Here is a 24841-nt window from a genome sequence, read left to right as displayed (position 1 = left end):
ATACCATGGTAACAGGCTCGGATGCATTTTTATCCTTCCCGGGTAATTTGTTCATATGGCTGGCAATACCCTGAGCTCTGCATCACCAGACCAGACAGGTACATTCACCCCCAGACCGGGATCTTCACGTCCTCATGGTGCCGGGCATGGTGAAACAACAGAAGAGTTCTTTCAGGTCGTAGAGTTTCTTCTCGGAGAGGATCACTTCGCTATAGATCTCTTTGATGTCAAGGAAGTCGTAGAATACTCACGAATAACCCGTCTTCCAAACAGTCCGTCGTATATCAAAGGGATTATTGATCTCAGAGGTGAGATCACCACCATCATCGATCTCAAGCAGCAGCTTGCAATCACAACGAAATCATCCACCAGTGAGGAAGAGTCACGAATTATTGTGCTTGATGACCGGTTGACAAACTCCAAGATCGGGATCATGGTTGATGATGTGCTCACGGTTTCAACGTACACTGCAGGACAGGTTGACGAGACAGCAACTTCAGGGGATGAAGGAACCCATATCATGGGTATCATCAAGAAAAAGAGCAGGGATAAAGAGAAGGAACTGATCCAGTTGATCATCTGGATCGATGTGAAGAGTCTGCTCAGGGATATGGATCAGATCTAACTGAATTAACTGAAACCCTTTTTGATGAACCTGTATTGATTCAGGTATCTTCTATCATCATCTCATAGTTGATGACATTCTCAGCGATATCTGCTGAGTATTCCCCGGTTCTGCGGATACTATCGGTGATATTGCGGATCGGAACCGCAACAGTTGTGGGAAGGGAGAGGATCTCTGAATTGATGAGGGTATAATTTTCTTCGAGATGATGAATGGATTCGATCATTCGGTTGGCTTTTTTGAGATCATGGGTGAAGAATGCCTCAACGCTCTTCTCAAACACCTGTATCGCTGCATCTGATGCTTTTTGTATATGTGCTGAAATTTCAGGGCCAACGTCGCTTGATGATAATTTTCTGGTATTGTGGGCGATACGAACCCCGTGATCTCCCACCCGCTCCATGATCCGCCCTACCTGGAAATGGGGCAGCATCCGAACGATGGTGGTGTTCATCTTTCGGGAGAGATGAATATTCTGCATGATCATGTTGGTCTGACGTGCAATCAGCCAGAAGAGCCGGTCAACATCGTTGTCCCTGTCCATTACATCATCTGCAAGATCGGGATCATCCTTCAGCATCGCCTCGATGGCATCGTGATGCATCCCTTTCACGATAACGAACATCCTCTTTAATGAGTTTTCAAACGGCATCTCAAGAGGATTGAGGAGATCCTTGAGAAGGATGGACTGATCGGTCTCTTCGACACACTCTGGTCCTATCACCATGCTTGAGAACTCACGGAGTTTAACCCGGATCTGTCCGGGAATTCTGTCCTTGGTTGTTATCCTGATGGTGCTGTAACCAGCGATGTATGTTCCGATGAGCAGGCGAAGAAAAAAATCAGGTTCGGTCTGCTGATCAACGGTGATCTCCTTGATACGCTGGATCTGGTCACCATTTATATTCTTGGTGATCATCAGGGTTCCGTCCGGCTGAATCAGAACGCCAAGGGGATCATTCTTCTTGATATGCAGCGATTCTACCCAGTTCTTAGGAAGGGTGATGACGTAGGAGGAGCCTCCCGTCATCTGCACACGTCGGATTTCCATATATCTGATCCTGTCTGTATAGTTTTCTCTGAACCCATATAGAGAATCCGAAATTCTTGGTTCCTCTATTCCGGGTGGTTGCATGAAATCAAAAGAACCTTCACGATCAGAGAAGAAACGAAGGGTACGAACGAAGGGTTCATGACTACAGCGCCAGTGACTTATCAGGTTGTGAAGGGATGGAATGATGATGATATCATTGCTCTCTACCGATCTGCCGGATGGTGGAGGGACTATTATGATCCTTCAGGTATTGCCCCCCTGATCAAGGGAAGTTTCATCTTTGTAGTGGGGATCGATTCCGGGACAGGCAGGGCTGTCGCGATGGGGCGAATCATTTCAGACGGTGTCGGAGCCGGGTACATCCATGATCTCTGTGTTCTCACAGAAGTGAGAGGGATGCATATCGGAGCCGGGATTCTGGAATTTTTAGTACGAGAAGCACACGCTGCCGGGCTCTCTTCACTTTACCTTGTTGCTGAACCTGACACTCAGTCGTTCTATGAAAAATCAGGTTTTATCAGTGATAACGGCCTCATCTTCTTAACATATAATCCGGACGGTCAGAATGAGACTTGACGATGATGACTTCCACCCACTCACGCTTGAAGACAAGAAGATCTTCGATGATATCTACTCACGGTATCCGATTGAACACTCAGAGAATACCTTTGGAACGTGTTACTGCTGGCGGGACTACGGTCATTACGAGATAGCAGTTGTGGAAGGATGCCTGATAATCAGAGGCAGCACTGACTCATACACATCGCTCCGTTGCCCTATCGGACCGAAAAACCCGGACGTCCTGAATGCGGTCATCGACCTCGCGCTCTCTTCAGGTCAGCAGGCACCATTTCTCGTACTTGAGCCATGGCAGTACCAGTGGGTTCAGGAGGTAAGGCCTGATCTGCGGTTAAAGGAAGACCGGGACTTCTTCGATTATGTCTATGAGACATCAGATCTTGCAAACCTTGAGGGAAAGCAGTACCTGATGATCAGAAAACAACTCAATAAGTTCAGGAAGAAGTGTCCGTCAACAGTGGAACCGATCACGGAAGAGAACTTTGATGAGGTGAAAGAGTTCTTAAAGCGCTGGTGCCAGTGGAAAGAGTGTGATAAGTACACAATTCTGAAGCATGAGAAAGAGGCGCTCTGGGAGTCACTTGAGGTGTTTGATCAGCTCGGGTATGAAGGAATTGCAGTAAAACCCCATGGTGAGATCGGTGGGATTGCCATATTTGAAGAGCTCAATCCCAAAACCGCGGTCGTACACTATGAGAAGGGGATGCCTGAGTGTGAGGGAATCTACAAGGAGATAAACTACCAGACCGCAGCCATGCTCAAAGATCGGTACCAGTTTATCAACCGGGAGAGTGACATGGGCCTTCCCGGACTCAAAGAAGCAAAAGAGCGGTATCATCCCCATCACATGGCAGAGCTTCATTACCTTGATGTCAGTTCGTAACATCCGGCGTGGATTTTTCCATCCATCGTCGATAATTCTCATAATTCCGGATTATTGCTTTAACGCAATTTATCACATTTATTTTATACTTTTATATCAATACTAAAAATGCGATAATGCTCCGCCCTTCGTTATTTCGGGCAATACAAATATCATTTCTTGTACTGGCAGGTGGTTTGTTTCTGTTCGTATCTCCTGTTGCATCTGAAGTATCAGTCGGTACCCTCATTGATACAGTGGGGATGGTTCATGACAGTTCTACGTTTACACAGGGATATGGAAATCCGTACGTGAATGGATCTGCCCAACTCTTTCGTGACTCGACAATGACCAATGGCGGAGCCCTTGCCCTCTCAAAGACTGTCTCAACCGGAGGAAAGACGGCAGAGAGCGGGTCTGTTGACTCCCAGAAGGTTCTCAGTTATGATGCCGGATCTTCAGGCAGTCATCTCGCAGCCAGCGAGAATATCATCACCACGACAACGAAGGGTTCTAATGATAGTTCATCAATTCTCTGTGCCCTGGCATCAGGTGACTCCGGCTCAGATTCAAACAGATCGTTCACTGCATCTGCATCCATGGATGTTATCACTGCAAATACCCTGCAGCTCACATCAAGAACCCGGATCTCATCTGAAGAAATCCAATACTCGGTGAGTGCAAACTCATCAAACCCTGCAGGAAATGCCTCAAGCCCGGCCATCATCGGAAGTTCATTCACCTACGGCTCCGGAACTCCCGGCGATATGAACATGGCCTCTGACCGGTCTAAGGTTGCAGGACTCTTTGACCTCTTCAGCAGGGTATATCGTGGTGATACGAGTGCCACTATTCAGGCACAGACCCAGGGGACCGGGATGGTAAACTCACGGACGGTTGCTGAACATGTGTATGACAGCAGAAACTCTACCGGCCAGACCGAGTGGGCAGGAACAGCAGTGTATGCGGCCACACTTCTCACTAATGGAGGAACCCTTGCAGAGACCCGGTCACTTTCAGCAGATAAGACAACCTCATCGCAGCGGCTCGTGAGTTATCATGCGAACGGCTCAAACGCGATGCAGACCGAGGAGAGGGTCGTTGCAGTCAAGCAGGTGAGCGGTAATGCGAACACATCCACTGATCCAAGTTGTGTCTTTGGTGGTGGATCAACTACTGCAAACGGTTCGGCTGCCTCATATCAGTCAGTGAGTGCATCATCCCAGGCAATGGGTGTAGATTCGGCACAGATCGAGTCTGTTGCAGAGATGGATATCGGAAGTGAAAAGAACGGAACTGCACCGGTGGTAGTGCATTACAGGGCAGACATCGCGTCACCGGTTGAGTTTGACTCATCCATTCTTCAGAAGATGACAGATCCCAACAACGATGGTAAATTCGAGGATCTGAACGGGAATGGACGCCTTGACATGCAGGACCTTGTTCTGCTGTTCAGGAATTTCGACTGGCTCTCAAAAAGTGATATATCCTCAAGGTTTGATTTCAATCGCAATGGCAGGGTTGATTTTGCAGACCTCACCCGGGCATTTCGGGATATTCAGCAGAGATGATTCATTTCTGTATGCCTGTGCAACAGTACTCCCTGCATCTTTATCAGGAAACTGAAACATAGTATCATCATACCGGGGATCGCCGTGCAGGAAATATCCATCATTCGTGTTCTCTTCGTCGATGACAACGAGGATCTCTGCAGAATTTTCCGGTTATTTCTTGAATCCAGCAGGGAATTTTCTGTGTTTACATGCCTTTCGGCAGAGGATGGGCTTGAGTATCTGAAAGCACATCAGGTCGATGCGGTCGTCTCTGATTATGCAATGCCATATATGAATGGCATCGAGTTTTTAAAGATCATCAAACAGCAGTATCCCGATCTCCCGTTTATCATGCTGACCGGTGAGGACAGCAAAGAGATAGCCATTGAGGCGTTAAATGCAGGTGCAGACTTTTACCAGAATAAGGGTGATGAACTCGATATCCAGACCCTTGATATCGCAAAGAAGGTACGGGTCCTGGTCAGCCAGCGGGAAGCAGTCAGTGCAGTCAGACGAAAGGATGCAATCCTTGAAGCCATCAGTTATGCAGCCGAACAGTTCCTGAAAGGAACGATCCTTCATATAGATTCCCGCGACATTCTCGGAAGGCTTGGTGTTGCGACCGGAGCAGACCTTGTCTACCTTGTCAATGTCAGGGATTGTGAGACCGAGCCAACAGGCTGCGAAGTCTCTGTGGTCTGGTCACGAACAGAGAACGGACAGCCGGGATCACCTTCACACTGGCCTGAACACTGGCATTCGACTCTTACCACAAGCCGGTCATTTTCAGGTGGCCTCTCAACAGTGTCCCCTGTTGAGAGAGAGTTTTTTCAGAAAGAGGGCATCGCTTCTCTCCTTGTTCTTCCGATATATGCTAACTCCCAGATGTGCGGGTATCTTGTCTTTGAAGATCATGAACAGGAGCAGAGACGCTCTTCGATTGAGATTCAGACCCTTATCATGGCTGCGGAGATTATCGGATCTGCCCGGTACAGGCGGCACATTGAAGAGTTTTACAAGAGTCCGGTGGAGGAGGCAAATCTTGGGATCTTTCTCTTCTGCGATACGGTGTTCAGGTACGTAAATCCCAGGATCTGTTCCATCTTCGGGTACCGGCGTGAAGAGTTGCTTAAACTCAAAGATCCCCTGGTGCTTATTCACCCCTCTGATCATGAGTTGTTTACAGAGAGTATCACCAAGGCGATGGAGGGGGTAGATCAACCGCACAACTTTGAATGTACCGGAATCAGGAAGGACGGTCGTGAAATATTTCTTGAGATATACCTGACCACCATCAAACTCCTGAACTCCCGGTGCATTGCAGGCAATATCATCGATATTACTGACCGGAGGATCATTCAGCAGTCTCTTCAGGAGAGTGAGCAGCGGTACCGCAGGCTTGCCGAGCAACTTGATGATCTGATCCTGGTCATCGATCCCTCCTGGATTATAACGTACGTTAATCCTGCTGGAATGACGGCTTTTCCCGGGCTTGGCAACGGTCCCCTTTCTGATATCAGGAGTGTTTTTACAGACGAGATCTATGCAGGCTTTCTTGGACTGGTCGGAGAGTCAATCGGTGACGGGAGTATACGGTCCTGGAGTATGGAGATCCCCCTGCCAGACCAGGAGAGTAGGTGGTTTGACATCTCAATCACTCCCCTCAAGATCGATGACGGACAGATATCATCACTCGTTGTTTACTTTCATGATGTCTCATTCAGAGTCCAGCGGGAAGAGGAGATCCGTCGTGCAGGTCTCGCCCAGCTTGAACTGAACATGGAGCAGTTCCAGATCCTCAATGACGAGATTCGCAACCCGATACAGGTGATCAAAGGGCTTAATCTCCTGCAGGGCGGTGAGTATTCAGGCAAAATTGAGGTGCAACTGGGTATTATCAACGATCTCATTGATAAACTGGATCGTGCCTGGGTGCAGTCTGAGAAGGTACACAAGTTCCTGCTCCGGCATTATCAGCATGGGATGTATATGGAGCGGGATACCGATTCCGGAACCTAGTATTTGTCATCCCTTATTTTTCATTATCATTTGTCATTGGAATTACTCCCCATATTCAAATGACGAGGAACACCAGTAATTTATTTAAGAATTTGGAGTAGAAGATAATATTCTGAATGAGTAACGCTTCTAATAAATGAAAACCTGAATGATTGTCCCCAACGGTTTAATTATGGGTAAAAAAATTATAGCAATAATAACTGGATTATTAATATTGTTCCTATTATCAATTCCTGGAGGAGCAGATCTAAATAAAATCTCATCTGGAGATTCAATTTACTTAGGTGAAGATGGGTTGGATATTACTGAAGCCATACAAGATTCTACTGAAATCGGTTTTGATTTTGATAAAGATTGGACAAAACCATTGTATACGTATTCAATAACTAATCCGAAGTCCTTTTATGTTTCTCCGGATTTTTTCATAGGAAAAACAGGTGAATGGTATATTTGGGATGGTGAAAAAAAGGGAGATCTTTTGTTTATTGTGAAAGAACCGTCCATAAATCTTAAGATAATTAGTGGTCAATCAGGTCAGGAAATTACTGGAAATGAAGTAAAACCTGGTACTTATGTTAATTTCCTAATTTCTACTAACCTGATGAATGTATCAAAACGAACTGGTTTTAGCCCTAAAGATGGATATGTCTCCATTTCTATGAAACAAGGAAAAGATGGAGAAATTATATCAAGTTTACCAGTGAAAGAAAAATCCGTACTATCTCTATCTCATTTACCTTTGGATACAGAAGAGTGGTACTGGATTGGATCAGGGGATGATCATAGTCTTCCCGCAATTGGTGATGGCTGGGATACAAATAATAGTTCCATACCGCCTGAAGAATATTGGATCTGGGTATCAATAGACCTTAATGGTATGAATAAAAACTATCTCGCACCTGATGGCTCACAATATACCGGGAAAACACAAACATCAGTAAAAAGAATAAAAATAGCACAAAATTTACCATATCCTGAAAGAACTTCAAAGCAACCATTTATTGATGGCGAAGGTATTTCTGGTGGAACAACAAATTAATTTTACTTTTAGAGGCCGTTATTCTCCTTGATACTAATCTCATATCATATACTTCTAGTGCCTTTCGTCTCTTTTTTGCATCTGTTATCTGGGGAATGAACATTTAATTTAAGTGACGAGAATCATTAGTCTCCTGTTCTTTTCCCCGTAATTACTGTCTGCTGATTATCTGATCGTTCTCTGGTATATATGCGTTTTTCAAATCTACCCTGTCGTTTTATCGTTCCAAATCGGATACAAAGGTCAAATCTTGATTTCACTCAATTCATCGAGTTGAAAAACAGTAATGAGCACGATCAGAGTGTCACCGAATGAAGTAATCCCAATACGTAGGATCTCTCTTGCCTTTCAGCATGGGGGATTGTGTATGTGGGACACCGTTCGATAATATGTGAATAGAATACCTTGGGATGTACAATACAGATAGTGATAACCGGTGCCGGTGAGAGAGGTACCTGTTTCATGTCTGGGAATTTTTCGCTGGGTATCATCGGGGGTGGGCCTGCCGGGCTCTTCTGTGCATTGCAAGCGGCAGGTGAAGGCCTGAATGTTGTCGTGTTTGAGAAGAAGAGGTCCTGTGGCAATAAACTGCTGATCAGCGGGTCAGGTCAGTGCAATGTTACCCATGACGGTGATGTGAGATCGTTTCTGACTCATTACGGGGAGAACGCCTCATTTCTAAAACCTGCTTTGATGAACTTCTCTAATAAGGATCTGATACGGTTTTTCAATGATAACCAGGTTCCTCTTGAGACCGAGATCGGGGGAAAAGTGTTCCCGGTCTCACGAAAGGCATCAGATATTCTTGATCTTCTTGTTGGTGAGTGCCGTACGCGTGGCGTTGAGATTCGGAGCCAGCAGCCGGTCGTTTCGGTGTCTGTCGCGGATGGCAGATTCTTGATACAGAGTGACACAGACAAGGTCAGTGCCGATGCGTTGGTTGTAGCAACTGGTGGTGATACCTATCCTGCCACCGGTTCAACCGGTGACGGATTCAGATTCGCCCGTGACCTTGGTCACCAGGTTGCAGAGACTGGTCCGGCACTTACCGGTGTATACGTGCGAGACTATCTGTTCACGGATTTATCAGGGATCTCATTTGCTGATCGGCCGGTCTCTCTCTTCAGGAACGGGAAGAAGATCAAAACGCACACCGGAGACATTCTCTTCACTCACACCGGACTTTCCGGGCCTGGAATTCTTGATTTTTCCAGGTATATCAGGCCTGCTGATACTCTTCGTATCTCGTTTATGCCCGGGACTGATGCACATAAGGTGAATGAGGATCTGGTCAGTCTGATTGCAGCGGCTGGCAATCGACAGGTAAAGACTGTGCTTGGGGCATTTGATCTCCCTGACCGATTTGTCAGGAAAATTATGGAACTTGCCGGTGTTAATCTGGAGCTCACCGCTGCCCATCTCTCCAAGAAAGACCGGACTGCACTGGTAGATCTTCTGACCGCCTGTCCTTTTGTTGTTGCACGACTTGGAGGACCTGATGAAGCGATGGTTACCCGTGGTGGTGTTGAGTTGTCAGAGGTAAACCCGAAGACGATGGAGTCACGAATTGTTCCCGGTTTATTCTTTGCAGGTGAGGTTCTTGATATTGACGGGGATACGGGGGGATATAATCTTCAGGCTGCGTTCTCGACTGCAGTGCTGGCAGCGAAACGGGTGAGGGTTATAGCGAGTACTAAGCCGGAGTCGTAAATACCCGGGTTCATCAGGTGAAACCGGGGCATGCCGATTGGTACGACTGTTGAAAAATCCTTCAGCTTCTGATCTGATGGTAACCGGGGCCCGGGGTTGGTGTGAATGTCGTACAGGAGTCATTGCGGAACCTGATCCTGATCGCTGTCCAATCCTTTGTTTCGCGGACATCTCGCGGGAATGGGCGCGAGTACCAAAATTTCCTGATTGCATATCCGACCTCTTTGCTTCTTCAGATTTGGTTTCTGGATCTCATCTCGCGGAAAACTAAAACTCACTTGTATACGCACATACTATTGATGATGTGTCTGATCATACACTGTATATTCTCATTTTCCGCGATATGTACATAAAAGCTAATAATTTTTTATATATATTATATACAGGGTCTATACGTGCCTGGATTTGTCGCGGAAAGTGTCCGCGATCTTCCGGGATGTTCCGCGATTCCGCGATAACCCTGTTCACCAGTAATATGTGGATAAAATTTAATGGCTGCGAACTGAAAACCGGTAGATCTTCAGGAATAGGAACCTAGATTAGGGTGACTCGGTAAAAAAAGATTGTATTTTTGTAACTATTCAGCCATCCTGAGCGCCCCCAACTCACGTACCCAATATTTTCCTCAAATATCGCTTATTTTTCTGAACAATTAAAGAATTACCGAAAGATCTTAGTATAATGAGGGTAAATGTTCTTTTACCGCAATGGAAATACCTGAAGAGATAAAATCAAAATTTCCAGAATGCCCTCCTGAAATCGTTGCATATATTTACTATTTGCATGAAAAAATCGATAAGTTAGAAACCAGAGTGACAGAACTCGAATCACGGCTAAATCTCAACAGTACCAATAGCGGCAAACCTCCTTCGTCGGATGGTTACACCCGAAAAAACCGTGCAACCTCCCTTCGTAAGAAAACCCAAAAGCAACCTGGCGGTCAGCCTGGTCACAAAGGAAAAACTCTGGAGCAGAGTCCTAATCCGGATCATATTGAAACTCATTCTCCGGACATCTGTTCTTGTTGTGGAAGGAGTCTTCAGGGTGGGACAATAATTTCCCTTGAAAAACGCCAGGTATTTGACCTTCCTCCTCCTCCGGCAATTGAAATTACAGAACATCGATCTCAAACCTTGGTTTGTAACCATTGTGGATGCAAAACATCTGGAATTTTCCCTCCGAATGTAACTCAACCGGTTCAATATGGATCAAGAATCAAGGCGTATATGAGTTATCTTGTTCATTATCAATTCATTCCGTATGAACGGGCAGTTGAAGCATGTTATGGCCTATTTGGCGTTTCCATCAGTCCTGGAACGATTGTAAACCTGACTCATAACCTTTCAGAAAAACTTACCCCATTTGAGGATACTGTCACGAATGCTCTAAAATTCGAACCGATTATTCATAATGATGAAACCGGAGTCAGAGTTGAAGGAAAACTACATTGGCTTCATGTAACCTGCACATCACAGTGGACCCATTACTCAATCCAGAATAAGAGGGGGATGGAAGGAATAAACGAAATAGGAATTCTTCCGGATTTCAAGGGTATTAGCGTTCATGATTTTTGGAAACCCTATCTCTCCTATCCCTGTACACATAGTTTCTGTGGTGCCCATATTCTTCGGGAACTCAAACGAGTAGAAGAAGAAACGAAGCAACAGTGGCCAGGAAACCTGATTGAATTACTGATACAGGCAAAGGAAATCAAGGAGGAATATCATTCGAATGGGGTTCCTATACCTCCAGTCATGATGAACAGTCTCAATACTTCATATGATGAACTGATTCAAATAGGATTAGATGAGAATCCACCGCCGATACAAATTCTAGGAAAAAAGGGAAGGACGAAAAAGACTTTTACTCGTAACTTACTGGAAAGGTTGGAGTTGTATAAAGACGGAGTTTTACTGTTTATTCAAAATCTGATTGTTCCATTCGACAACAATCTGGCAGAAAGGGATATCCGCATGATGAAGGTTAAGATGAAAATTTCTGGAGGATTCAGGGACAAATCTACTGCGGAAGCCGTCACTCTGATCAGAAGTTATATCTCAACAATAAGAAAAAATGGAATCAGAGTTATTGAGGCTATTTACTCCGCTTTTAAGAACAATCCATGGATTCCAGGGCAGGATAAAATGAGAACATATGCACAAGAGAGTATGGTAGTGTCAACCTGTTCTCAGCATGCCTGAATAGTTACGTATTTTTAAAAACAAAGGAATAATAAAATTATATTTAATCAAATGTGCAATAGACCTCTCCATTTGGTAATGTTTCACATCCATTTTGTACCTTACGAAGAGGAGATTCTAGGTACACATGAGTCATAGGATAAGATCCAGGTTTAAATTCAGTGATGTTTTTAGCATATTCCGTTAAAATAACTCCATCGTAGAATTTTTGCGGAGTAACATTCCAGGACAGCGTTTCGTTATCTGATGAGTATTCGGGATTTGAAACCTGTACCAGGAACACTGTTTCATTCTCATTAATACCAGAAAAAATTAATGCTGCAATACAGGGATCAGCAGGGATTACTTTCTTTAAAAGGCCAGTAACGGTCTGGTTTGTTTGTGTTATCGTTACATTAGGATTAACATTTTCGACACGAATCTGAAAATTTCCATTATCACCAGAAGAAATGAGTGAAGTATTTCCAGACACTGTTAAAAGTGAAGTTGTTGTCTCCTCATTCGCATAACAGATGCTGATGGAAAGAACCATCAGAATACAAAGGGTACAAAATGCAGAAAACGAGTGCATGATAGTAATACAGTACTCCTTAATTTATTCTTGTTGATATGAGGCCGTCCAACGAAGGCCCTATTATTTAAATAGGTCATAAAATTTCTCGACTCTCCACTCTTTTTTCATTTCGTTAATTGCCGTGGGACCGATTTCGGCACCATTATATACTATTGAAACTGGCCTCTATGCTCGTTGGCTCAAACGAAAAAAGGACATTACATGGGACTGTAAATCCAACAAATAGTGTTTCAATCAGTACATTACTTGGAAAAATGGATCTTACCCAGATTGAAATTGAATTGCACAACCATCTCAATTACAGCCAAACTCGAAAATGGTTATATTCACCAATATTATTATTCAAACTCTTGATTGTCCATTCCTTTCGAAAACAATCCTATCGAAAATTCATCAAATCACTAACACTTGAAGATTGCATTGCTCTTGGAATTCCTGAAATAGAGCCCGGAAAATATCATATTCCCTCTGCAAGTAATTTACATGATTTTGCTTACAATCGTTTGCGATTAGACGGCTTTAAGAAGATCATGTACCTAAACGGAGCCATTGCATGTCAATCTATTCAGAATGGTCACGGAATGGTTGATTCAACCCCTATTGAAGCCTCAAGGTATGATAAATATGCAGAATATAATCCCCATTACGCTTGCAGGATGCACAAATATCACATATTTCATTTAAACAACTTTCCACTTTATGGAATATTTTCTGAAGGTAATGCTCATGATTCCCCATATGCAATCCCATTAGCTGAAATTGTTGGTACGATGAATCCAAGCATGATCAAAGTTCAACTTGATGGTGGCTATGATTCCTTCATGATTTATGCGAGATACTGGAGAATTTTCAGAATTCAACCACTAATCGATCCAAGCAAGAACGCAATTTTGAACATAGAGGGGACAATTGAGAGAATTGATCATTGGGTAAATAAAATGTGGAAGAAAGGGGGAGACATTCGAGATTCTATTGAGGAAAAAATGCTATTTCTCACGAATAATGGAAGGGAGAAACAGGTCGGGATGTATCTTCGCAATCAGAACTTACTTAATCCAAATTTCAGAGTTGAATACAAATCAAGGGCAGATTGTGAAAGAACTCATTCACACATGAAACGAATGTTTAATTTCAGTGTAAAATGGATTCAGAAAAGATCTGAAGAATTTTACATGACATTGAATCTCATTTCATATCAGTTTGTATTACTTGCAAATTTAGTAAAAAACCAAGGAAAGGGTCAGGGTCTATCAAAATATTACTGAAAAAATAAAATGCAGATGTCCCATTAAGTAGCGAATGCTATCGAGTTTTTAGTTCTTCTTCGTCTATCAACTGTAATTTTGAGTAGTTTGGATGTTGATTCCCATCCTTTGCAGTGCGTGTATCTATCATTCTATTGTAAAAATTGGTAGTTCGACAAAAAGCGAATTATTTGATTGACAATCTGTCCAATCTACATCTTTTCATTGGACAGCCTCGATATGATGTATTTCAATGAAGAGTGACCTTATATCCTGACTCATTTTGTTGTATATTAGGATAGTGTAGCAAAAGTGCTGTAAATTTGTGCGGCCCTGTATCTACTGACCAAAGGAGAACAGGGCCATGGATTTATTGGACTTTGTACAAGAATATCTTGCTGACCAGGATGAGGCAATGAAGAAACTCATCACCTTCTTTTTAAATCTGGTCATGGAATTTGAACTTGAACAGCAAACAGGGACATCAAGATATGAGCGTTCAGAAAGTCGTACTGCCCATCGAAATGGGAAACGCAGTCGTACCCTAAAAACAAGACATGGTGACATAATTCTTGATAAACCGGACCTTCGGGAAAAACCATTCCAGACTGTTGTTTTTGACCGGTATAGCAGAATAGAACGTGCGTTAGAGAACACTATTGTTGAATCCTATATTCAGGGAGTTTCAACCAGAAAAGTTAAATCAATCGTTGAAGCTCTGGGAGTTGAAGGAATATCTGCAGATACTGTACATCTAGAATGGCTCATGATCTGGATCAGGCTGTGAGGGAGTTCCTCGAACGTCCAATTGAGATACCGATTATTTATCTCAATGTTGATGCGGTTTACCTTAAAGTTCGTACTCATGGAAGGTATGTTTCCTAAGCTGTCCTTCTCATAGCTGGTGTTCGAGAGGATGGTTATCGGGAACTGATCGGACTAAAAGTAGCTGATAGAGAAGATGAGGCTTTTTGGCGATCCCTGTTTGACGAATTAAAAGAACGAGGGCTTCGGGGAGTAAAAATGGTTACATCGGATGGGCATAAAGGCATTCAGGCAGCAGTACTTGAATCATTTCCTGGCGCAAGTTGGCAAATGTGTCTTGTTCATTTTCTCAGAGCAATCATGAGAAACATCACTATAAAAAGCCAGGATACCTTCCGGCCATTCCTTAAAGCAACTTTATTTGAGAATAATGGAGATTTAAACGAAATTGCGGAAGATCTCCAATATCATGGATACACCAAAGCTGTTGGGACAATTGAACGCTTTTATCCAGATATCCACAATTACCAAACCTTTCCAAAAGAACACTGGAAGAAGATCAGAACTACTAATTTGATGGAACGAGTTAATAAGGAGATTAAGAGGCGTGCACGAGTAGTCGGAGCATTTCCATCAGAGGACTCTCTTATTCGCCTGATTGGTTCGATACTGATGGATATTAAAGAGGAATGGGTAACCGGCAAACGATACCTATCCATTGATCCTTATGCCATCGAAAGTGTCCAGGTAGAGAGAACTAATGAGAATCTTCAACTTGCCTGATTGCTGAGTAGAATCTAAATATCACCATAGGAAATTCAAATGATAGGGAGGTCGGGGCACAAAGCCCCTCTCCTTTACACCGTTTTAAGTAGCGATAGCGAGATAATTATTTCTATAGATCAGTTTAATCGGAATATGTAGATAATAGGATCGATCTATTTTACATCATAATCCTGACACTACCAAATATAATCTTGTAGAAAAATACAAAACAGACCGGGAAGTATATACCCTGGCAAAAGGAGATTTCGTCAGAAAGGTGATGCATATCGAGAAATAATCGTTTAGAGAGTAATATCCGCAATTTTTGGTGGCGAGGGTTTGTAGAATAATCCACTCCAAGTGCTGTCCCATATACTAAGTATTTATCCAGAATTCCGACGTTTATTGTTTGATTGGAAAAATAAAGTAAATTTATGTTTCTTCACGAGATATTAGGTATGCTAATCTGCCAACAAATAATAAGCCATAGGTAGTTGTAATGCATTGAATCAGCAACCCTATAATTGGAAGAATCAAAATCAAAATTAATGACATGCCCATAAAAAATATGAGAATCAATTCAAGAGTTATCATAGAGCAGAAATATTTTATCAAACCAATTCTCCGTATCAGATCAAATGTTAACCAGAATCGGAGAGCATCACCCCATTTTTGGGTCTTTGCATATCTTACAAAACCAGGTATTGCAAGTAATCCAAATAATAAGGAAATGATGATAAATGTAATTACGGGTATTGAGAAATCTATAGTCTGTCCATATGTTCTTTGCCAGGGTGGGATTGTCTTAAGAGCAATAATAAGCGGAATGATTGAGTATGCTAATCCAATTTGAAAGATCTGCATGCCATAATATATTTCTTTTAGTGTTCCATCAAAATCTGGAGCCGAATCCTCGCCTCTCATAATTTTAAGCATATGGCCTAATATTGGTACAATAAATAGCGAATATAAAAACAGGATAAAAAGATTTGATAAATCTCCAAAAAAAGTTTTATTCGTATACTTGAATGCATCATTGAATATGTCAATTATTTTCATACGATATAACCTCCTTATCTCAAAGATCTCCTACAACATGAATTAATTCATTGTTATTTTTTGAATCAGTTATATTATTGTTATTACAAATTGTTAAATTCACGGAGAAATTTCCCTTATGGTAAATGTGAGTTGGATTTTGTTCAGTTGAAGTATAATTATCACCAAAATCCCAATACCAATGTGAAGGATATCCTTCAGAAGTATCTGTAAAATTCACAGTCAAAGGAGTAATTCCAGACGTTGGAACAACAGAATAATTAGCAACTAAGGTATTCCTATAAACAGAAATAGCATTAAATTTATATCTGCAATTACTACCCGTGGTGATATTTGTAACTGTCAAATTAACTGAATAATTTCCTGAATTGTTATATATATGAATTGGATTTTGTTCAGTTGAAGTATAATTATCACCAAAATCCCAATACCAATAATTAGGGAATCTCAAAGATGTATCATTAAATTGTACTAATAATGGTACATATCCTCGGTATACAGAGGAAGTAAAATTAGCATAAGGGGGAGTATTGTTATCACCTAACTCGGTTACTACTTGATCGATTAAATTAGAATTTAGTATATTTGAGATTTCCAATAAATCTATTAGAGATTGATTATAATTAACAACATAAGAGTCTGGAATATTAAGCATTATTTCTTTTGTTGAATTTATTTCAGAATCCTGATAACCTGCATTTTTTAACAGGTTTGTTAAATTTTGAGGTAATCCTGAAATTGAAATATTATTTTTTATAGTCTCAACAGTTTCTTTAGTAGGATTAAAACCTAGTTCATTAAGATCCTGAAAAGCATTAGGCGCTCTTATTAAAACTTCATCATTTTTGTCTTTAATTAGGTTTAAATAATAATAACATTGGATTAATAAATTCTTTTCCCAAATTGTATCATTAACTTCCGTTGCTCCAAGATACTTCACGTAAGATTGATTATATGCATCCTCATAGACTACCAAATCTAAAGATGCCTTCGAGTAATCTTTTAGATTTGAGTTAGGAATATCCGTAAAATTGACATTTCCAAAACCTAACGTTGAATAATTTTTTAAAATGACGGGATCCCAATAATTTGGATCAGGATCGATAGCTCGATTCATAGCGTATCCTGAAAGGTGTGAAAAAAATTGAATATGGGCATTAATAATTATAACTGCGTACCAAGTTAGTGGATAGGATAAAGCATATGCCAGGATATCTGCCATGACAATATATATCATGGATAAACATAATTGAACTGGTTTTTCAGGAGATATTGATATTAAAACAGATGTATCTTGTAAATTATCAACATTTGATGATTTTGGCTTATAGTAATATTGCACTTGGTATTTTCCATCAATAGCTGATATTACTCCTAGAATAGCATCTATATTACTATAGAAGAATTTTAAAATGCCAAAGGCTTTATGGACGGCATCATATGTTGAGTCGTTGTTAATATTTGAAGTGTTTAAAAATGCACCAAAAACTCCACTCGCCATACCTATTTCGTTGAGATATGTTGTACTATTGTTTATTAATTTGTTTTTATCTTCAATAAGATATAACCATTTCCAATTATGACTATAACTTGAGGTTAAATAACTTGTACTACTCACGGGTATATTTGCAGACCATGAATAGACTTTTGGAGGAATTTCTTCGTATGGCATACTTTCAGAAGCATTTTCATATAATATAATTTGAGCGGGGTTTGTTGCCTCATTAGGATTTGATACAGGTATTTTTACTGTATACGGTTTACCCATTTGAACTGATCCTTTAATAATTCCACCATTCACTGCATTGCTAAAATTATACGTAATAGATGGTTTATCAGCAACAAAATTCCCATACGGTGGACAAGCACAAGCAATATTTGGTAGCAAAATTACTACGTTTAATATAGAAATACAAAAAAATAAATTAATAAATTTTAACAATTTTTTATAATTCATTTGTCCTCTCCAATAAATAATTAATTTAATAAAATTTTTTATACAATTTAAAATTATTAAGCCTTAATCATGGTAAATTTTAATTAAAAAATTAGATTGATACACCACACTAAATCATATCTGAATGATGGGACATTGTTTTATCGTATAGTATATTATTTATATCTGAATCTGTAAGATTTACATTGTAAAAACTAGCATAAAACTCTTTTATTTCATTTGTTAGATTATATGTAACTCTATTTGGATACATTATATTTTGCAACCACAGGGCCCCAAGAATAGATTCCGGGACTGGTAATTCCCAAGACATAATAAATTTAGGCATTCGAAAAATGTTTCTACTCCTTAAGGCAGGCAGTGATTGCCAAGCAGAATCTACAAAAAGATCATCAACATTAATTGAGGAATAGGAAAAAAGTACAATTAAATCAGGATTCCATTTATATACATTATCAACGGTAACTTTATTATCTCCTCCTGAATACCCAACTGCTACATTATCTCCTCCAGCAATTTTAGCAATTTTTGCTTCATAATAATCATTACCAAGAGTTTGAAGTGGATCTGTTTGGCCAAAATAAATCTTTTTCCTATCTTTGTCCGTTAAAGATACAACCCCCTCTTTTATTAAATCCATTTTGCTATTATAATACGCTAAAAATTTAGATGTTTCATTATCTTTTCCAAGAATATTTCCAATTATTTCATAACTCTTTAACAAATTATCTGGATTTTCAACATCAATTTGAAGCACTGGAATATTTAATTCTTCTAGTTTAGAAATTGTTTTATTATAGGATTTATCTGCAATAACGATATCTGGATTTAAACTTTTTATTACTGTTAAATTAACACTGTTTTTACTTCCAAATGTCGGTGAATTCGCGATGTATGGCTCATATGTTTTTACTAAACTTACATTTGAGGGGCCTATTGGAGTTCCAACTAGTTTATTATCAGCACCAATGATGTGAATAAATTGACTCGAAAAAGGATCCACTGAAATAACCCGTGAAATATTTTCAGGAACTGTTATGATATTTCCTTCAATATCAGTAACATTTATGGTATCTGCAATTACTATTTCAGAAAATAGAACTAAAGAGATTAATATAATCAATTGATAATGATTTAAATTCATTTAATTATTTCCACTAATAAATACGTATTAGTTGGTATATTAAATAAATATTTTGATTTTATTATTAAATAGAAGATCAAACCGATACTGATCCTGGAGTGTGGTGTGAGTGGTACTCTGAGTTTATATAAGAATCCCGTTTTCATGAAGTCTCATATGCATGGACTTAAATGCAGTAATGAGATCTTCATGGTATGTAAATGAGCAATTGATTGTGTCATGCACAAAATTGCGTCAAACTGCTCCTCCCATGCATTCTCAAGATAGCGAAAATCTGCTTCTTTAGTTAAAACATGAAGACCTGCCCTGGCAAGTTTATCATTACATATTTTCAGCATTGCTGGTGAAAAATCGCTTCCACAGACATGAATGCCCATCTGTGTAAATGCATGAAGATGCGGACCAGTACCGCATGCACAATCAAGAACCGTGTGAACATGATATGTTTTGAAGACGGTTTTGAGGAAATCGCTCTCTTTTTACTTACTTCACTAAATATGCCAAACTTGTCATAATCATCTGCGAAATCAGCATATTCATCTGTAATATGGTAATTATGCATCATTGTACCGATATATTACCCAGTTTTATTTTAATAATATGTTTAACTCTACAATGTCAAGTTTGAAGAGGTTGTTTATCTGAGCACTTGCTTTTTTGCGATCAATATCACAAAATTGGATATAAGCTTCACCGAAAGTGACTGTTAAAAACCCCCCCCGAAAAAATTTGAACTCCAGAGACTGGCAAATTCCATAAAAACTAAAAATACTATGAAGCCGGGAGCTATCCCTACAGGTTGGCACATACACCCTGGCTTCAACCCTTTAAATAGATGAAGTTCGTCCTTTTCGTTTCATCTTCGCTCTCCGTGAATTTTTTCGATTCGCATGATTCAGAGCAATCAACTCAGCAACCACCAATGAAGTCTTCTCTTTCAGAGGCATCCATATTTTAAAACATTTAATGACATCCTGTGGAATAAAGTCCTTAAACTCTTCAAGGAAGTGCTTTTGCTCTTTAATAATCCAAAGCATTGCAAGGAGAACTAATGCAACATGATGATGCCATGCCTGCCAATTTCGAACCTGATAATCTGCCATTCCGGCCAGTTCTATTGCATCCTGGAAGGATCGTTCAACCCAATATCTCTCACTTTGCATCTTGACCAGACGATCCCAGGAATTTATGTGATCTGCGTTACAGAGAGAGTACTTCACTTTAGAATCATCGAGTTCTTTTCGGATCAACAGCCAAACGGGCAGAGGTTCTTGGACATCTTTATCGATCCTCCAGACCTTCAGAGCGTAAAACTTAACCTCAAGGAAACCACTCATTGACTCCCTAACTCGCAGAACTCTCCAACGCTCTACTCTTTTCATTATTTCGTCAACCCTGATCGGTTGGGTATTCAGAACCTTTACCCGACTGGGGGGCCTTCCTTTTATACTATACTTTGCTGGTATTCCGTACTCAGGACTCTTAAGAAAAACTCGATCATCAGAACCAATATCTGCAACATAAGTCAAACCCAGTGATTCTAGCCGGGTTAGCAGCCAGGGTTGACTGCCATAAAATCCATCCATATTTATGTTACTGAATGGTATTTTCGAACGAACTGCTTCAACTATCAACTCATAAGATAACTTAGCTTTTGTTAGAAATTTCCGGTTTTCAAGGGGGATTCTCGCAGAATCACATCGATTAGGATCTGACGTCCAGCATTCTGGGAGGTATAACCGATAATCAAGCAGTAAGCGAGATCCATTTTTAACATAAGCCATAAATACGCCTACCTGACAGTTTTCAACTTTCCCCGGATTCCCACAATATTGACGTTTGACTCCAATTGAATGTTCGCCAGCTTTAGGATTTGCACACTCATCGATGACTAATACGCCATTCTTTCCGATGAGTCGCCAACCGGTATTTCGAATCCAATCAACAAGAGAACGGTGATCCCAGGTAGATTGGGAAATATAATGGCTAAAAACCTGGTTGTTGGCATTGCTACAATTTTGTGAGATCGCAGTCATATGACGACGGCCGGGACTTGTTAAAAGTCCTTTCACGTAATCGAGCGCATCTAAATACCTATTGTGGGTTTTAGTAGAAAAGCAATTTTGAAGCGGCGCCTGATGAAAGAAATTATTTACGTGAGAGATGCGGGAATCTATTGCTATTCTAAGTCATGCGACCTTATTCTTGAATGCCCAGTTAGCACAGCAAATATATTGTAATTACTTATATAAAGATCAAACGATATATGGCACGTGATTCTATTTTTGAACTTGACATTGTAGAGATAAACATTTTAGTAGTTTCTGCTCTCTATTCTCATCACTGAGATTTTTCTTTCAAAATCAGAAGATGGGTGTTTTCTTAACTTTCAAAAAATAGTTTAGCACTGTGTGATAGAACTCTACCCACATCCATATGTTGTGGGCTCTGATTCATGATAGTCTGGCAAAATCCTGGAATATCTCATCTCTCATGCTGATACGAATCTCCTCAAGAACCATATGCGGGAACAGCCAAAAAAATACAGCAGAATTCCGGAGCAACCTTGCCCATGACACCCACACTAATCCAAGCCGTACAGAAAGGAACAATTCCATCCGCAGTTTATTCCATTGCTGCCAGTGAGGGGGTCCCTCCTGAATATGTTCAGGAATGTATAGCATCCGGCAGTATCGTCATCATGCAGAGAGACGGGCACTGCGCCGGTATCGGAAAAGGGCTGCGTACAAAAATCAATGTAAACCTGGGAACCTCATCCTCGAAAGTCTGTCTTGATGATGAGATCAAAAAAGCACAAATCGCTGAAAAGTTCGGGGCTGACACGATCAGCGATTTATCAATGGGCGGGGATATTGAAAGAATCCGGAAGACAATCTTCTCTTCGACCAGCCTTCCTATCACCACTGTTCCCGTTTACCAGACCGTTTCGGAGATTGGTCTGAAGAAGATGACCGCTGATGATATTATTGAAACGGTCAGGTCTCATGCAGAAGAGGGTATGAGTTCACTGGTCATACATACTGTCACTTCAGCAATGCTCGCACAGATCCGGAAAAGAAAGCGTATTCTGGGAGTAGTTTCCAAAGGAGGATCTATCACCAGTGCGTTCATGGCGATCAACGAATGTGAAAACCCATTCATTGAACATTTCGATACCATCCTCCAAATCTGCCAGGACCATGATATTGTCCTCTCGCTGGGCAATACGGCACGGAGTGGCTGTATCAATGACCAGCGTGATATGCTCCAGCGGATGGAGGAGAAGAACAACGTAATTCTTGCAGAAAAGGCCCATGCTGCCGGGGTTCAGGTTATTATCGAGGGTGCGGGTGGTCATATCCGTCTGGATCGGATTGCTCCGATGATCCGCCGTTACAAAAAAATGGCAGACTTCCCTCTCTTTGTTGCCGGCCCGCTCCCGACTGATATTGGAGTCGGGTATGATCACATCGCTGGCTGTGCCGGAGCAAGTACGGCAAGTGCTGCCGGTGCTGATTATCTCTGCTATATCACGCCGGCTGAACATCTCGGTCTTCCGACAGTGGATGCTGTAAAAGAGGGGCTCATTGCGTTCAGGATCGCTGCTCACATTGGTGATACTGTTAAGTCAGGAGTTATGGCTGAGGACCGGTCCGTGGCCATGCTCCGGTCTGTTCTTGACAGAGAGGGACAGGTAAGGTGTGCCATCGATCCTGAACGGGCCTCCTCACTATCTGATAGTGAGCCGGAATGCACAATGTGTGGGGAATTCTGTGCGATTAAGATCATTCAGGAACTCCGGTGACAGTGCTGCTTGTTGTTGATAGATAGTATCTGAGCCGGAGTTTGGAGAATCGATCTGGATCCTGAGCAGGTTCCCTCAATCTATCAGAGACCGTGTGATGGAGATCGGTACGTAGTCCCTATTTTTCATCGTGTTGGTTTTTCAACACAGGGACTGGTATGAATGAAACTCATGGAATCATAGCGGAACGTGATCCAGATTGTGGCACAATCCTTTGTTCTCCGAATCAATCGCGGAAACCCGGGTTATAACTAGGCTCTTCGTCGTTTCAAGTGGGTAAGTTAAGTTTTAATCCTCCTGACGAAGGTAGATCATAGTCCTGAAATTTACATCGTTGCGATAACCTCTGGCATTAGCCTTAAGAGCCTGACTCATGCTATTTAATCCTTCAAGCAATCCGTTAGAATATCGATTATCAAAGTATGACATAATTCCATCCCAGTGATTTTTGAGAGTTTTCGCAACTTTCACAATGGCAGGAAGTCTACAGTGAGTTGCCTAGTACTACCATATTTAAAAAAGGCTCTGCAGTTTCTCGATCTTCGAATTTCTAAAATTCTTAAATAACAAGTTTGATATTATAGGCTCTAACGGTTCTTAATACAAAATTTCAATCTGCCTAATTCGTTCAATTGCTTTTTGGTTATTGAAGATGGGTTTTTTCAAATGTAGCGAGTATTTTTGAATATTCGGCTCATTAACCAAATTTATAATATAAAATTATCGAATATTACAGAGGATAAGGGTAATTCATTGGCTATCCCTTTGATAAAAGCAATAGACATATCACAATAAATATCTTTGATCTGTTCAGGCGCCCCGTTATTTGCCTTTAAATCTTTTGAATATGCAGAAAAGTTGATGAATCTTTTCCTTTCCATATGAAAATTACTCGCCCTGAGTTGATGTCAGCAAAATCAGTGATATATTCATGACCTTTCTGACGGGAAGTTTCATCTAACCCAAAATAAGTAATATCAAAGAGATCTGGCTTTGTTAATGCTTCTTTAACATAATGAGATACTACTCACCAGATTCTTTTATCTTTTATATGTAATTTTCGGAGATTTGAGATATTTACATAAGTTCCCGTGATTCAGGACCTTTTCTCAATCTAAAAAGAAACCTTTTTGGTCTTATTAAGAACTGTAGTATTATGAGACGTAATCATATACTGCTATTACAGGTGGTCCTTCTGATATTCGCAGTAGGATTTGTTTTTCCGGTGACGGCATCAGATAGCGGGCTATTATTTCCTCTAAAACCCTCTTCTCCTACAGGGCCGTATGATGATCAAAAATTTATGGATATGGCTACTATCCAGATTAATGGGTTTTCAGGAAAAATGCTTCCAACTGAAGGCACTGATCTTTTAAATCTCAAATCAACTCAATTGCAGATTTCACGCATGAACATCAGTCCGGATTTCTACCCCCGGGCCTCTCTTATCAACGCATATTTGTATAAACTAAACCAGGCAGGGGAGACGTATGGTACTACCAAACGGTTGACTGATCATCCAAGCACTCTAGGAAGTCCGGTATATGATCAGTATTCCAAAGCCCGGAGTTACTATAACGACGCTATGGAAACATGGAATCAAATAAAAGATCTTTTCCCAAAAGTCGTGCCTCCGGCATTGCCTGATCCCACACTTCCAATACAGGGATCGAAGGACGTACCGGCTCCTTCTGGATCCATTTTTTAGGTTTTTAAAAAAACATTTGTCATGAAAAACCCGGTACTACATTGACCGGGTTTTTCATGGGAAAATAAGTGGTGGAGTAAGCCAAAACACTCCCTGGAATGAGGGTCATTATTATTTGTCACATACCGGGATTTTAAGGTTCGTTTGGTATTAGACAGTTGCACCGTCCCTGTAATCA

The 24841-nt window shown here is 40.9% G+C and carries 17 protein-coding genes and 4 pseudogenes; 12 read left to right on the top strand and 9 right to left on the bottom strand.

Annotated elements, in window-relative coordinates:
• The first annotated feature begins 55 nt into the window (after nucleotides 1-55).
• Nucleotides 56-625: a chemotaxis protein CheW gene (locus tag ACHZA2_RS00810; RefSeq protein ID WP_319578120.1), complete on the top strand. Its 570-nt coding sequence runs from the start codon at nucleotides 56-58 to the stop codon at nucleotides 623-625.
• A 40-nt stretch (nucleotides 626-665) separates the two neighbouring features.
• On the opposite strand, the gene ACHZA2_RS00805 is transcribed toward ACHZA2_RS00810, so the two are convergent.
• The gene (locus ACHZA2_RS00805) at nucleotides 666-1676 is read right to left on the bottom strand and encodes a PhoU domain-containing protein (protein ID WP_319578119.1); all 1011 of its coding nucleotides are present in this window, start codon (nucleotides 1674-1676) and stop codon (nucleotides 666-668) included.
• 141 nt (nucleotides 1677-1817) lie between these two features.
• Here ACHZA2_RS00805 and ACHZA2_RS00800 point away from each other — a divergent pair, with 141 nt between their 5' ends.
• From ACHZA2_RS00800 to tnpC, 7 genes are all read left to right on the top strand, one after another.
• Complete coding sequence (locus ACHZA2_RS00800) at nucleotides 1818-2255, top strand: GNAT family N-acetyltransferase (protein WP_319578118.1); 438 nt, start codon at nucleotides 1818-1820, stop codon at nucleotides 2253-2255.
• Nucleotides 2245-3141 carry a phosphatidylglycerol lysyltransferase domain-containing protein gene (locus tag ACHZA2_RS00795; protein WP_319578117.1) on the top strand — a complete coding sequence of 299 codons (897 nt, stop codon included), beginning with the start codon at nucleotides 2245-2247 and terminating at the stop codon, nucleotides 3139-3141. Before ACHZA2_RS00800 ends, ACHZA2_RS00795 begins: the two co-directional genes overlap by 11 nt.
• Nucleotides 3142-3317: 176 nt before the next feature.
• Entirely contained in the window at nucleotides 3318-4691 is a 1374-nt protein-coding gene (locus ACHZA2_RS00790; RefSeq protein WP_319578116.1) for a hypothetical protein, read from the top strand.
• Nucleotides 4692-4775: 84 nt separating this feature from the next.
• Complete coding sequence (locus ACHZA2_RS00785; RefSeq protein WP_319578115.1) at nucleotides 4776-6692, top strand: PAS domain S-box protein; 1917 nt, start codon at nucleotides 4776-4778, stop codon at nucleotides 6690-6692.
• A gap of 172 nt (nucleotides 6693-6864) precedes the next feature.
• Complete coding sequence (locus tag ACHZA2_RS00780) at nucleotides 6865-7731, top strand: DUF3821 domain-containing protein (RefSeq protein ID WP_319578114.1); 867 nt, start codon at nucleotides 6865-6867, stop codon at nucleotides 7729-7731.
• Between the two features lie 462 nt (nucleotides 7732-8193).
• Nucleotides 8194-9441, top strand: a complete 1248-nt coding sequence (locus ACHZA2_RS00775; RefSeq protein WP_319578113.1) for an NAD(P)/FAD-dependent oxidoreductase — start codon at nucleotides 8194-8196, stop codon at nucleotides 9439-9441.
• A gap of 707 nt (nucleotides 9442-10148) precedes the next feature.
• Nucleotides 10149-11642, top strand: coding sequence for an IS66 family transposase (gene tnpC / locus ACHZA2_RS00770; RefSeq protein WP_319578112.1), 1494 nt, complete (start codon nucleotides 10149-10151; stop codon nucleotides 11640-11642).
• 43 nt (nucleotides 11643-11685) lie between these two features.
• On the opposite strand, the gene ACHZA2_RS00765 is transcribed toward tnpC, so the two are convergent.
• Nucleotides 11686-12174 (bottom strand): hypothetical protein, encoded by a 489-nt coding sequence (locus ACHZA2_RS00765; protein ID WP_319578111.1) that lies wholly within the window; start codon nucleotides 12172-12174, stop codon nucleotides 11686-11688.
• 209 nt (nucleotides 12175-12383) lie between these two features.
• On the opposite strand from ACHZA2_RS00765, the gene ACHZA2_RS00760 reads away from it, so the two are divergent.
• Together ACHZA2_RS00760 and ACHZA2_RS00755 are read left to right on the top strand one after the other, a co-directional pair.
• On the top strand, nucleotides 12384-13481 hold the full coding sequence (locus ACHZA2_RS00760; protein WP_319578110.1) for a transposase: 1098 nt from the start codon (nucleotides 12384-12386) through the stop codon (nucleotides 13479-13481).
• 343 nt (nucleotides 13482-13824) lie between these two features.
• Nucleotides 13825-15008 (top strand): annotated as a pseudogene (locus ACHZA2_RS00755) (IS256 family transposase).
• Between the two features lie 414 nt (nucleotides 15009-15422).
• On the opposite strand, the gene ACHZA2_RS00750 reads toward ACHZA2_RS00755, so the two are convergent.
• The 5 genes and pseudogenes from ACHZA2_RS00750 to ACHZA2_RS00730 form a co-directional block, all read right to left on the bottom strand.
• Nucleotides 15423-16049 carry a DUF4013 domain-containing protein gene (locus tag ACHZA2_RS00750; RefSeq protein ID WP_319578109.1) on the bottom strand — a complete coding sequence of 209 codons (627 nt, stop codon included), beginning with the start codon at nucleotides 16047-16049 and terminating at the stop codon, nucleotides 15423-15425.
• A 19-nt stretch (nucleotides 16050-16068) separates the two neighbouring features.
• Entirely contained in the window at nucleotides 16069-18006 is a 1938-nt protein-coding gene (locus tag ACHZA2_RS00745; protein WP_319578108.1) for a PKD domain-containing protein, read from the bottom strand.
• A gap of 109 nt (nucleotides 18007-18115) precedes the next feature.
• Nucleotides 18116-19150, bottom strand: coding sequence for an ABC transporter substrate-binding protein (locus ACHZA2_RS00740; protein ID WP_319578107.1), 1035 nt, complete (start codon nucleotides 19148-19150; stop codon nucleotides 18116-18118).
• A 152-nt stretch (nucleotides 19151-19302) separates the two neighbouring features.
• Nucleotides 19303-19569: pseudogene (locus ACHZA2_RS00735) on the bottom strand (class I SAM-dependent methyltransferase); the annotation flags it as partial.
• A 408-nt stretch (nucleotides 19570-19977) separates the two neighbouring features.
• Nucleotides 19978-21315 (bottom strand): IS701 family transposase, encoded by a 1338-nt coding sequence (locus tag ACHZA2_RS00730; RefSeq protein ID WP_319580925.1) that lies wholly within the window; start codon nucleotides 21313-21315, stop codon nucleotides 19978-19980.
• Nucleotides 21316-21722: 407 nt separating this feature from the next.
• Here ACHZA2_RS00730 and thiC point away from each other — a divergent pair, with 407 nt between their 5' ends.
• Entirely contained in the window at nucleotides 21723-22955 is a 1233-nt protein-coding gene (gene thiC / locus ACHZA2_RS00725) for a phosphomethylpyrimidine synthase ThiC (RefSeq protein WP_319578106.1), read from the top strand.
• A 288-nt stretch (nucleotides 22956-23243) separates the two neighbouring features.
• Here thiC and ACHZA2_RS00720 read toward each other — a convergent pair.
• A pseudogene (locus tag ACHZA2_RS00720) lies at nucleotides 23244-23441 on the bottom strand (transposase); the annotation flags it as partial.
• Nucleotides 23442-23662: 221 nt separating this feature from the next.
• Nucleotides 23663-23931 (bottom strand): annotated as a pseudogene (locus ACHZA2_RS00715) (transposase).
• Between the two features lie 180 nt (nucleotides 23932-24111).
• On the opposite strand from ACHZA2_RS00715, the gene ACHZA2_RS00710 reads away from it, so the two are divergent.
• Nucleotides 24112-24663, top strand: a complete 552-nt coding sequence (locus ACHZA2_RS00710; RefSeq protein ID WP_319578105.1) for a hypothetical protein — start codon at nucleotides 24112-24114, stop codon at nucleotides 24661-24663.
• The last annotated feature ends 178 nt before the right edge of the window (nucleotides 24664-24841 follow it).

Source organism: uncultured Methanospirillum sp. (assembly GCF_963668415.2).
Classification (GTDB): Archaea; Halobacteriota; Methanomicrobia; order Methanomicrobiales; family Methanospirillaceae; genus Methanospirillum.
The sequence above is the reverse complement of the archived record's forward strand: the minus strand, read 5'-3'. Positions and strand labels throughout refer to the sequence as shown.

Excerpts from the sequence above, each read along its gene's own strand:
- ACHZA2_RS00780 (WP_319578114.1), top strand. The coding sequence starts at position 6,865 with ATGGGTAAAAAAATTATAGCAATAATAACTGGATTATTAATATTGTTC.
- ACHZA2_RS00805 (WP_319578119.1), bottom strand. The coding sequence starts at position 1,676 with ATGGAAATCCGACGTGTGCAGATGACGGGAGGCTCCTCCTACGTCATC.
- ACHZA2_RS00795 (WP_319578117.1), top strand. The coding sequence starts at position 2,245 with ATGAGACTTGACGATGATGACTTCCACCCACTCACGCTTGAAGACAAG.
- ACHZA2_RS00800 (WP_319578118.1), top strand. The coding sequence starts at position 1,818 with ATGACTACAGCGCCAGTGACTTATCAGGTTGTGAAGGGATGGAATGAT.
- ACHZA2_RS00750 (WP_319578109.1), bottom strand. The coding sequence starts at position 16,049 with ATGAAAATAATTGACATATTCAATGATGCATTCAAGTATACGAATAAA.
- ACHZA2_RS00775 (WP_319578113.1), top strand. The coding sequence starts at position 8,194 with ATGTCTGGGAATTTTTCGCTGGGTATCATCGGGGGTGGGCCTGCCGGG.
- ACHZA2_RS00765 (WP_319578111.1), bottom strand. The coding sequence starts at position 12,174 with ATGGTTCTTTCCATCAGCATCTGTTATGCGAATGAGGAGACAACAACT.
- ACHZA2_RS00745 (WP_319578108.1), bottom strand. The coding sequence starts at position 18,006 with ATGAATTATAAAAAATTGTTAAAATTTATTAATTTATTTTTTTGTATT.
- ACHZA2_RS00710 (WP_319578105.1), top strand. The coding sequence starts at position 24,112 with ATGAGACGTAATCATATACTGCTATTACAGGTGGTCCTTCTGATATTC.
- ACHZA2_RS00740 (WP_319578107.1), bottom strand. The coding sequence starts at position 19,150 with ATGAATTTAAATCATTATCAATTGATTATATTAATCTCTTTAGTTCTA.
- tnpC (WP_319578112.1), top strand. The coding sequence starts at position 10,149 with ATGGAAATACCTGAAGAGATAAAATCAAAATTTCCAGAATGCCCTCCT.
- ACHZA2_RS00810 (WP_319578120.1), top strand. The coding sequence starts at position 56 with ATGGCTGGCAATACCCTGAGCTCTGCATCACCAGACCAGACAGGTACA.
- ACHZA2_RS00760 (WP_319578110.1), top strand. The coding sequence starts at position 12,384 with ATGCTCGTTGGCTCAAACGAAAAAAGGACATTACATGGGACTGTAAAT.
- thiC (WP_319578106.1), top strand. The coding sequence starts at position 21,723 with ATGACACCCACACTAATCCAAGCCGTACAGAAAGGAACAATTCCATCC.